The sequence below is a fragment of the Parageobacillus thermantarcticus genome (assembly GCF_900111865.1).
Taxonomy (GTDB): Bacteria; Bacillota; Bacilli; order Bacillales; family Anoxybacillaceae; genus Parageobacillus; species Parageobacillus thermantarcticus.
Genome location: NZ_FOJS01000065.1, coordinates 1 through 10683 on the forward strand (window position 1 = coordinate 1; position 10683 = coordinate 10683).

15 protein-coding genes are annotated in these 10683 nt (G+C 44.1%); all 15 read right to left on the reverse strand.

The features are described 5' to 3' along the window. A partial coding sequence (locus BM278_RS16770) for a prophage endopeptidase tail family protein (RefSeq protein ID WP_208601832.1) occupies positions 1–490 on the reverse strand: 490 nt, incomplete at its 3' end. Between the two features lie 112 nt (positions 491–602). Continuing rightward, positions 603–1676 (reverse strand): SUMF1/EgtB/PvdO family nonheme iron enzyme, encoded by a 1074-nt coding sequence (locus tag BM278_RS16775; RefSeq protein WP_090952097.1) that lies wholly within the window; start codon positions 1674–1676, stop codon positions 603–605. Further along, positions 1676–1996 carry a hypothetical protein gene (locus tag BM278_RS16780; RefSeq protein WP_090952100.1) on the reverse strand — a complete coding sequence of 107 codons (321 nt, stop codon included), beginning with the start codon at positions 1994–1996 and terminating at the stop codon, positions 1676–1678. The genes BM278_RS16775 and BM278_RS16780 overlap by 1 nt, the downstream gene beginning before the upstream one ends. 12 nt (positions 1997–2008) lie before the next feature. Further along, positions 2009–2689 (reverse strand): hypothetical protein, encoded by a 681-nt coding sequence (locus BM278_RS16785; RefSeq protein WP_090952103.1) that lies wholly within the window; start codon positions 2687–2689, stop codon positions 2009–2011. An 18-nt stretch (positions 2690–2707) separates the two neighbouring features. Then, positions 2708–3514, reverse strand: a complete 807-nt coding sequence (locus BM278_RS16790) for a phage tail family protein (RefSeq protein WP_090952106.1) — start codon at positions 3512–3514, stop codon at positions 2708–2710. Next, on the reverse strand, positions 3511–7563 hold the full coding sequence (locus BM278_RS16795; protein WP_090952109.1) for a phage tail tape measure protein: 4053 nt from the start codon (positions 7561–7563) through the stop codon (positions 3511–3513). The genes BM278_RS16790 and BM278_RS16795 overlap by 4 nt, the downstream gene beginning before the upstream one ends. 17 nt (positions 7564–7580) lie before the next feature. Continuing rightward, the gene (locus tag BM278_RS18950; protein WP_167359670.1) at positions 7581–7754 is read right to left on the reverse strand and encodes a hypothetical protein; all 174 of its coding nucleotides are present in this window, start codon (positions 7752–7754) and stop codon (positions 7581–7583) included. Positions 7755–7771: 17 nt separating this feature from the next. Continuing rightward, entirely contained in the window at positions 7772–8116 is a 345-nt protein-coding gene (gene gpG / locus BM278_RS16805; RefSeq protein WP_060476198.1) for a phage tail assembly chaperone G, read from the reverse strand. 54 nt (positions 8117–8170) lie between these two features. Then, positions 8171–8746 carry a major tail protein gene (locus tag BM278_RS16810; protein WP_060476199.1) on the reverse strand — a complete coding sequence of 192 codons (576 nt, stop codon included), beginning with the start codon at positions 8744–8746 and terminating at the stop codon, positions 8171–8173. 3 nt (positions 8747–8749) lie between these two features. Beyond that, entirely contained in the window at positions 8750–9091 is a 342-nt protein-coding gene (locus BM278_RS16815; protein WP_143093482.1) for a hypothetical protein, read from the reverse strand. A 5-nt stretch (positions 9092–9096) separates the two neighbouring features. Continuing rightward, positions 9097–9483, reverse strand: coding sequence for an HK97-gp10 family putative phage morphogenesis protein (locus BM278_RS16820; RefSeq protein WP_167359671.1), 387 nt, complete (start codon positions 9481–9483; stop codon positions 9097–9099). Then, on the reverse strand, positions 9483–9788 hold the full coding sequence (locus tag BM278_RS16825; protein WP_060476202.1) for a phage head closure protein: 306 nt from the start codon (positions 9786–9788) through the stop codon (positions 9483–9485). Before BM278_RS16825 ends, BM278_RS16820 begins: the two co-directional genes overlap by 1 nt. A gap of 11 nt (positions 9789–9799) precedes the next feature. After that, a complete protein-coding gene (locus BM278_RS16830) occupies positions 9800–10084 on the reverse strand; it encodes a head-tail connector protein (RefSeq protein ID WP_090952118.1) in 285 nt (94 codons plus the stop codon). Continuing rightward, positions 10084–10236, reverse strand: coding sequence for a hypothetical protein (locus BM278_RS18955; RefSeq protein WP_167359672.1), 153 nt, complete (start codon positions 10234–10236; stop codon positions 10084–10086). Before BM278_RS18955 ends, BM278_RS16830 begins: the two co-directional genes overlap by 1 nt. A 42-nt stretch (positions 10237–10278) precedes the next feature. Continuing rightward, positions 10279–10683 (reverse strand): phage major capsid protein (locus BM278_RS16835; protein ID WP_090952121.1); only part of this gene is annotated, 405 nt, incomplete at its 5' end.

Here is a 10683-nt window from a genome sequence, read left to right on the forward strand (position 1 = left end):
CTATTTGTTTCATGAAGCGCAAATGCCTGCCCGGCATGATTTGATACTCACAACCGAATGCATCGCAAATTTGACGGATGAGCGCAACGACGTTTCCTTCTCCGAAATTCGGGATAAACGCCGATTCGGTGACATCGACATTTTCAAATGTCCAGCCCGTGCCGTTGAGTGCGTATTGCACGAACTCGTCTAGCGTATGTGTACCGCCATATGTCCCTTCTTGATAGTGGTCAACCAAGTCAAAGAAAATATGTTGCGCGTGTACTTCTTTACGGTCGCGCACTTCCGTCATCTGTTTAATACGGAATTCGTGACCGTCTAGTTCGACGGTTGCTTCTTCTTGCACGAGGGGATAGGCGTGTTCATTGTTTTTTGTATTGAAACAGACGAATGACAAGGAATATTCGCCGTTCACCTGTTCCGCAACCTCTACACCGTTTATATCGGGTAGTGGATCGGTCTGCCCCTGTAAACTCGTAACAACGAGCATGGGTTCACCCCTTTCATGGGAATAGAAAAAGGATAGAGGATGTAAAATAGCCCCTATCCTTTGGATGAAAGCGTCATTTTATACAGCCAGTATATGTTTCTCAGATTCCAGATTACGGCGCGATGTACGCGGAGCGGAAACCGAGGTAGGTACCCGAGCTCGTACGAGCGTGCGACAGGTTCAGCGCGAAGACACCAGCATCCGACCCGTCGGCCCAGTAGCCGCCGCGAATCGGAAGGCGCTCACCGTAGTTACGCACCCAGATACCGTCTCCGCCATGGTTCGCGTCGATAGGAGCAATAGCGAGATGCTTCAATAGATCTGGAACCGTGAAGCCGGATTTAGCTCCCAACGTTTCAAAGGTCGTATAGCTATACCCGTAGTAAGCATCTGAACTCGGATCAGTCGTAAACATCGGATTTGTTCTTTCTGCTCCCAAGACAGGATCGCCGCCTACATCACGATCTGTTGTGTTTGCATCTCCTGCTGTCGTGTTATCGAAATATACGCCTGTGTCGACCCATTGATCGACTACGCGCGGTCCTTCTGGCGTATTGTAATTGTTGTCCTGGTGAACATAAATTTTCCCGTCGATCAATTTTAATCCATCGACCCATTCCCATACGTTCCCGTTGAGGTCGAAAATACCTTCATTCGTTCCATCGTGCGACCAGCTGGCAGGTCCAGAACCTGTTGCGACACGAGCATCCTGTCCACTTGATTGATACGTCACTTTTCCTCTTTCATGTGGAGCAGAAATATCCTTGCCATAGTTGTTATTTCCTCGAGGCATAAACCCGTTTTTCTTGCACCAGAGGGCAATAGCTGCCCATTCAGCATTCGTCATAAGATGCCAACCTGAACCTTTTGCTGCACAATATTGTTTTGCTTGATCATATGTCACAGATGTCTTCGGATCTTGGAAAGGAATAGAGTATGCGCGTCCGTCATGCACGATATTTTGATATTTCGAAATCCAGATTTCGCTTTTCACTACTCCGTTTACAATAAATGCCGGGTGCGGAACGTTAGGCGCCCCGTTGATGACATCTGATAAGTTGAATTTAGGAATGCAAACCATGATAGACGGATTTCCTTTGTCATCATACATGACCGTGTTTTTTCCGCCTGTGGCGGATTCCACGGCTTGGCGCAATGAATCTTTCACCGATACAACAAAAGCCATTACATCTCAACTCCTTCCGGTAATGCCCACAAGCGAATTTCGACTTTCGACATATTTAAAGACATCGGAACAATGCTTGTTTCGCCGTTATCGTTTTTCACAAGCTGATATTCTCGTGGTGGAATAATAATTGTCGCTACATACCAAGCCCCCACACCTTCTTGCACAGTTGTATATGTCGTGTCAAGGCATACGTCAATCACACGTTGCACATCACCCTGTCTCTCTTGCAGATCGATCGACAAGCTACCAATATTTAGTGTCGTTCCCTCAAGCGTAAACTCTACCTTCCGTCCGCTGTTTAAATGAGTGATAATCATTCACATCCCCTCCTATGCCACCAGCGGATTGAGTAGCGTCCACATAAATGTGACACTGCTCGCACTACCTGTCATTTTCACTTTAAACCCATTCTGCGTTTTGTCATACACAATCAACTGCCCATAATCGCCGTTCGATGAAATAACGTCAATAACCACCGCATAGTTCGGCGCGTTGATTTGTGCATATCCCGTTAATGTCACTTGTACAAACGGCTCATTATCTCGAAAATACCCGTTCGAATTCACACCTGTTATTGTTGCGACTCCTTGCTGAAAACGTAATTTTTTGTACTTGTCAATTTCTAAAAAGATTGAACGATCATTTTGAAATAGAACGTCATCAGCGGTTGATAAAATTCCAATTTTATTAGATGTATCATCCAAACGATCTTTTAATGTCGGATGTGTCACATTATTAATGGAATCATACCGAGCGTCCACGATTTCGGTATTGGAACTTCCTGTGTTTGCGACGATATTATCGATACGTGCATCGAGGTCATTATCTCGTTCAATACTGTCGTTTTCAATCTGTGTCATACGTGCATGCGCCGCGCTATCTTTTGCGTTGAGGTCGTTTTGTACTTCTTTTATATCCGCCTCAATATCATCAAAGTTAGCATTGAGGTCATTTCTAAAATTGCGGTCGAATGGAACTCCTAAATCACGGTATGGATATTTCATCGACATGCTGCATCACCGTCCTTGTTATAAATAATAAAAACGGAAGTCAAACGAGATAGTAAAAGCTCCCGTTGCTCCCGTTATGGTGAAGTCGTTCCATCCTGATTTCAATGTGATTAATTTTCTGTTTGTCTGTCCGAAAATGCTTGACCCGTTTTTTAGTGACCGAACACCATCTAGTGTGATTGTGTCGCCGTCAACTGTCGTTCCCGTGTATTGCCAAGAATCACCCGTTGTTTGATTGGTGATCGTTAGATTCGTAGACGCTCCTGTGAATTCGATTTTTAACGGTAACACACGCGGGTCAATGTCAATATCACCGGCATTGTAAATACAAAACGACGGCGTATTGTGTACGTATTTCAGATCATCAGCTTCAATCAACCCCTGCCCGATTTGCCAAAGCTCCGCGTCAAACGTGAACGGGTCTAGGGTGGTTCCGATGGATTCGGCGTATGGATTCGGCGCCGTAAATTCCACTTCAAACCTGCCGTAAATCGGCGGGAATTTTTCAATGTCAAAGTTATTCGCTCGCACGAGCCAACGCCGCTTTTGGTTTGGTTCATGAAAATAGAACAATTCTTTCGTCGCAAAGATGCGAAACACTTCATTTCGTAGCAACGGAAAGTCTTGCCTATCTTTCGCTTCCATAAGAAAAGCGGCCCGAATGGTTCGGCCGCCATAAGTTACATCCACTTCGATATATCCGTCTCGCCCTTCGATTTCTTCCGTAACTAAACGGGGAGAAGGTGAGGATATGGAATGGGTCAATAATGTAATTCCATAGTCTTCCGTTTCGATCACTGTTCCGTCTAATCGTTCAATAATCATACCTTCACCCCACTCATGCGTAATCTTGTATTAATACGATTTCCAAGCTCGCGTTCGATAATATCAAGCATGCGGTAGGCATCTTCCTCCGATCCTCTTCCTTGGTAATTCAAAGTAATATTGATAACAGGCGGTGTTTCTTTTGTTCTTGTTGTTCGGTTCGATCTAAACTCTATCGGGAATTCGCCTACACCTTTGGCGTATCCAGGAATCCACAAACTCAAAAATTTCTTTGTTTCATCATGTGGAAGCACGGATGTTCCGGCTGGCAAGCGCATTAAAGTCGGCCCGCCTACACCAACCAAAGCCAATCCTTTCCGCGGGATGTAGGCAAGTTCTTCACCTTCCTCACCAACCATCGCCCAACCGCCCGGATGATAGTTGGTTCCCTTCGCATAACCAACATATCGCAGTCCTCTCATTAAGTTCCGAATGCCCGGAACATTAAACACTGTCCCGTATCGGTCGATGATATATCGAATTGCCGCAACTGCGTTATGGATCGGATTCCAAATGTCGTCCAAACCCGGAAGTTTATAAGCGTTAAATGTTGCTGGAATGGTTTGCATCAAACCGCGCGATGCTTGCCCTCTTTTTGCGTTGCTGTCCCATAAGTTGATCGCCCTTGGATTCCCGCCGGATTCATGCATGGCGATTGTAACAAGTGGATTGATCCAAGAAGTAGGTACACCAGTAATACGAACCGCTGTTGCAATCCAAGCCCTTACATTTTTGTTTCCTGCTGCGCCATCAAAACTGAAAAACTCATCAATTTTATCCTTAATGAAATCAAGCGATTTGTCTTTCAAGAAAGAAAGGATACCATCGCCTAATGTTTTCAATGTACCGCCTACCCCGGAAATGGACGGTTTAAACATTTTCCAAACTTTGTTCATCAGTTTATCAGCGCCGGACAATGCCAAACTGAAGAAGTCGCCGACCCCGTTGGCATATCCGGGGAATCCATACGATTTAAGCAGTCGTTCCGTTTCTTTGTTTGGCAAAACGGCGGTTCCTCTCGGCAAGTTCGGATGCAGTTCGGGCCCTTTTGTGCCAAGTAATGTCGTCCCGTATCCAGGGATATAAGCCAGCTCTGGCCCTTTTTCTCCGACAATAGCAGGACCGCCCGGATGACCGCTGGATGGAGTACCTTTAGCGTATCCTTTTGGTTTCCACATCGGAATTTGATACTTCTTAGGTACTCCAATTTTATCTAGCACCCAGTTGATCCCGCTGCTAATCGCATTGACCGCTTTTGCAACGCCACGAACCATTTTGTCCCACTTGGTCAATACTTGTCCGGTACTCCAATCAATTTCATCGACTTGTCCTTTTGCTTGTTTTTTCGCATGTTCTACTACTTTTTTGTGCATATCTTCTGCTTTTGCCACTGCTTCGTCACGTTGCCGTTTCGCTTCTTTTATCAATTTATTTGCTTGTTGAGCACTAATACTACCAGTAACATCCCGTTCATATTCGATAGCTCGTTTGACCTTTTTATATTTGTCGTTTGCCTCTTTGACGGCCCCTTCTTTTGCTTTTAGACTGTTTCTTACCGTTTCTGCTGCTTGTTGTGCAGTAATATTACGAGTTTCATTTCTTAAACGTCCTAATATCAATTTTTGTTCAACTTCACTTTTGGACATCGTCTGCACTGCCGTTGTCATCATTTGCTGTTGAATCCGGTTGATTTCGTTTTTCTCTGCTTCGGTTAGCGCTCGTTTTTCTTTTCTTGCTGTTTCGAGTATCTGTTTAATGCGATTTTGAGACTCTTGAACCGCTTTTTGTTGCTCGTCGTGTTTGACTTTAACGTTGTTTAGAATCTCTTGTTGCTCTTGTGCCGTCAATGTTTTGCTGTTGGCTAAAAACGTGCTCAAATGCTTATAACTTTCATCAAAATCTTGCTTTAAACTTTGCGAGATTTGATCGCCCATTTGGCCAAAAATACCCGTCAACGAATCGTAAATATCTTGAGAAATTGTTTTCCCAGACCATAATAAATAATTCAATTGTGCAGTCGCTTCATCATTTAATTTTTTGTATGCCAAAACTGATTTCGTGGTAGAATCTGAAACCTTGTCCCCAAAATCTTTGATAGCCGGTATGCTTTCTTCTTTTAAATGTTTATATAACTTCGTCCCGCCTTGAATTAACAAAGGAATGCCAACCGTCGCCAACAATCCCATCGGTCCGCCAAGCGCGCCCAACCCCAGACGAGCAATGCCGGCGATTTTTGATAAACTTCCTAGGTTTTTGACGGCTCCTAAAATCCTACCGCCAAACGAAGTAAATTTTCCAGCAGTATTGGTTGCGCCTGAAGCGACATTTTTAAGTGATGTTACAGCTGTACCTGCGCTTTTGTTGAAAAGGTCAGCGTTTTGCGCTGTTTGTGCCATGCTTGTTTTCAGCTGGCCAAACCGTTTGATGTTCCCGGCGATCAATCCAAAGATTGACCCCAACCCTTTAGACATGAAGCTAAATGCAATCCCTAAAGGGCCAGCTGCCGCAACCATTGCAAGCAAACCGACAACTGCTTTTTGTCCAGCAGGCGACAATCCTTCCAGCCAAGCTGTGAACTTTTCAATGGCATCGGAAGCACTTTCTATCGCGGGTTCAATTGTATCCAACATCACTTCACCAAGGGGAACCAATGCCTCTGATAACCTTCTTAAAATTTTCTGAACCCGTGTTCCAAAACTGTCTCGGATTGTCTCGCCTGCATCTTTTGCCGCTCCTTCAAAATCTGTCAATCCTTCTCCTACTTGGGCAAAGAAAGCTTGATATTGAGGACCAAGGTCTTCTAATGGTGTTCCCATTAATTCAATGGCAAGTCTGTTACGATCAGCTTCATTCTTAACTTTTGATAAAGCAACCATGACCGCCATAAATGCAGCGTTTGCTTTATCTCCACCTGATTGAATATCAGATGTTATTTGGTTATAATCAAGACCTAATTCTTTCAATGCTTCTTTCGTATTTTCTGAACCATCAGTAATTTGTAAAAAGCTTTCCTTCACAGAATCTGCAAGCTTATCCATTGACCATATGCCACTTTCGGCACCTGAGATAAGCATTCCCATCATCTGTTCGGCGGAGAATCCTAGGTTTGCAAATTGAGTGGAATATTCGCTGATCGTATCCAGCAACTCATTGGAATAATCTCCGCCTCGCTGGAATGCCACTGTAATCATGTCCATCGCTTCCGTACCGGAAACACCAAACTGTTGCATCAATTGTGCAGCAGCTCTTGTCGATTCAGCCACATCAGCGTCGAACACCTCGGCCAATGTCAGCGCTGCTTTGGTGACATATTCCATCTCTTCTTTTGGCAGATTGCCCATCGTTTGGTAGGCGCGGGTGATGGCATGTGTTACATCATCAAGACTTTCCCCGAACCCTTCACGCCACACGCTGATCGCAACGTTGTAAAGTTCTTTGGTTTGCTCGGCGGTCAATCCGAGCGCCGCTTGCATCTTTCTGTGCGATTTTTGGAAATCAGCAGCTGTTTTTAGAGCAAATCCACCGAGTGTAGCCAATGGAGCTGATACTTTCGCTGTTAAATTTTCTCCGATTGTTTTTAGCGTCTCGCTCGTGCTATTCGCTTTTTGCTGAAAAGACGATAAAGCCTTTTCTGCTTTTCCCCATACAGACGATTGATAAGCTGCTTGTTTTTCGAGTTCTTGTAATTCTTCGCGGACGCTCTCTAATTCTTTCCCTAACTTGTTATAGTACGCGATTGCGTTGTTTAAACGTTTCCCTGCATTTAACGCCGCCTCAGATTCAGCCCCGTGCGCTTTCACTAATTCGTCATATTGTTTCTTTAGCTGTTGAACGCGCTGACCTTGCAGTTGATAAATTTTGGCTAAGTTGTCTTGCTTTGCGCGTAAGCTATCAACCGTCTTTCCGAAGTCATCGAACTGGGAAGCAATAGCTTTCAGTTCGCTGCGCGCCAACTGCATCCGTGCATTAATATTTTTTAATCCTTTATTAAAATCGGCACCATCCAATCCAACACGGACGACTAAACTTCCGAGAGTTTCTTCGGCCATTTATCGCACCTCCCTTCTTAAAACACCGCATCAATCGGGACAACTTTTTGATTCTTCCATTTCCGTTTTCTTATTTCTTTTGGATCATTCAATTTTTCTCGATACTCCATCAATTCCATAAAGTAATGAATGTCAATTTCGTCAATTTGGGCAGGTGTCCATCCCTTTTTATCTATCAGAAAAAGATACATTTCCTTCACATCTTCAATCATTTCTTCGATTGTTCTTCTTTTTCCATTAGTTCTTTTAGCAGCTTTCCCACGCTTTCCTGTTCATCTAAAGGCGGATAACCTAAAATCCCAACGCCAATAACGTTATAAAAGACTTTCTGATGGTCGATTGCATTTAGACCGTTTTCTAGTTCATCTTTCGTAAATTGTTTGCCGAACGCCTCCACAATCAAATTGAGGCGTTTATCAAACAATTTTTCCTCGTCTACATTTTTGGATTGTGCGTATTTTTCCACCTCTAGTGCCTTTCGGTACATCTTCAATGGGATAAACTCTTGAACAAACGTTTTATCCTCACCATTAATCTTCAAAGTGATTTCCATTATCTTTCCCTCCTAATGTTTTATGTAAAAAAAGCCGGATAAAAATCCGGCTCATTACGATCCTGTGCCATCTAACACAGACAAGTCAAATACAGAATCAAAGAACGTGTCCATGTAAGGAGCGAATTCTGGAATATCTGTATCGGCAGTGACTTTAAACACTTTATCGTAATCACGTCTTACAAATGTTCCAGTGATTTCTTGGTTTTGGAATTCAGGCGAATCCGTTTTTGTGTTCCATTCATCAGACGGAACAGAGAAACGCCCTTTATACAGCCATACATACCGCATGCCGCCGCTCGATTTATTTCCTTTGAACCCAAGCGCGACATACGGCGGCACAACGTCTTGCTTGTAAATCAAGACGCCGTTTTTCAGTTCGTAGCCAAGAATGTCGGCTAGTACATCCAACGGAATTTCATCAACCGTAAGCGTCAAAGTAGTTTCGCCTGTTTGTGTAATAACTGCAATCGGACCGTTGTCAGCGTATTGGGTAGCCGATTCCTGCGCTGTTTCAACCTGTGCGGTAATAGCCGGAGCAAACGGTTTTACTTCCTCGTATTGAACGCCAGTCTTATCGTCTTTAATCAATTTCGCATATACAATATCTTGCAAACCTACAATTGCCATGCTTTATTCCTCCTTTAGCTTGGTTGTTTTGTATCTCATGATCTTCCGAATCACTCCGGTTTGTTCATCAAATTCCGTCGTCACAAATATCCGCTTGAATTCTAAAGACTTCATCACGTTGTCAATCTGTGTTAGGAGTGGAACCGGATCGCCTTCTGCCCACAAATCAATCTGTATGATAATATCAGAGGCAATCGCTTTGTTGTCCCGATAATCTTCATCCGTGTTGTCAATCTCGATTACCCGGATATATGGGTATTGGTCGATATACTCATCGGGCACAACCCAACGAAACACCTTGCCGTCAACTAACGGCTCTAATGCGGTGATGACCGGGACTTCCATATCGATCATAATCCCAGCCCCTTTCTCAATTCCTGTTTGATCGCTTCAAGCGCCTTGTTCCTTGATAATTCGCCAGCTTTGCTGATGAATGGTCTCGGTGCCATTTTCACAGTACCAAACTCCAAAAAACGCGCTCTCCACGCTGTTTCTTGACCGGGGCCGACTTCGGCATATGCTATCCCTTGTTGCCTTTTGGTTTTTGAGACGTGAATATCGTCTCTAATGTGAAGGTGGTCGATATTAGAAACTGGCACTTCTCTTCTCATTCGTTCAGCTACTATTTTGGCGCCAGCTTGAATCGCATCGTTTTCGATTCTCCGACCTTGTTTGCCAAGTTTTTCGATTCTTTTCTGAATCTGCGCCAATCCTTCAACCTCGAAAGATGCTGGCATTAAACCACCTCCTTGCATTGGAGGGTCGTCGTTCGTTTCCTGTGCAGGTCCGGGCGAACCTGTTCAATCAAATAGGTTGTATCACCGAATTTGACATACATCCCTGGCTTGATTCCTTCACGGTATCGAATATGAAAAAATACCGCGTATTCTAAATGAGCCACCGCTGCTTCAAAAAAACGTCTTCCTGTTGGCTGTTCGATTTCTGCCCAGCATGAATAGACAGTGACAAATGTTTCAGTAGGAAGTTTCGTCACCGGGTCTTTTATGGTTTTCTTTTCTTGGATTTCAATCCGATGCTTCAATCTCCCCGGATTCATGCCGAATCACTGTCATATGCGTATGACAATTGCGTTAGAATACTTTGTATGATCGGCCTTACTTGGTCAGACACTCTTCCGACAAGCTCCCGATTTTCGTACCAATCTGCAATCAAGACAAAGCAGAATAGTTGCGCTAGTTCGTTAGAACTGTCAAATGTTTTACCAGTGGCGTTTTTAAGATACTTCTCTGCCGCGTTAATTAATCTTTGTATGGTAGCATCATCATCACTAAAATCTACCTTCAGCCACTCTTTTGCTTCTTCTAAAGTGACAATCACTATTTATCACTCTCTTTTTTCGACTTCTCTATTTTCTCAACGTAGCCGAACCGAACGAGAAGTTCTACCAAATGTTTAGGCAAATCAGCTTCCTCGTCTTTTTTCAAGTCGTAGCCAACGCCTTTACAATCCATTAGAGCTTTAACCTTCATGTTATCCCTCCTTCGAAAGAAAAGAGGGGCTTATCACCCCTCTTATTGCGGCAGTTGAACTTCGCCGAATACAAACGCTTCATTGTCGCGCATTTTTACTTCCATACGTTCAATCGCTCTCCAAAGCGTCACATCTGTTTGGAAGGCGTCCATCGCCACATCAGACGACATGATTTCGGTTTGTTGGCGGTCGAACAGAACAACGCCTTCTTCAAGGTCTCCAACGATAATCGGAGCGAATTCTGCCCCTGTTCCGCTATCAACACGAGAAGGCATCACCTTGTTCGATACGATTACAACCGGCAATCCGAATAGTTGACGACCGGATGGCGATTCAAGAGACGGCTGCAATAAGAATTGACCGTTATTGTCTTGCAACGTATCTAACCAGTTGTAGGCGTCTTGGTTCACAAAAATGCTGGCTGTAGACCGGAATGCCGGATCAAG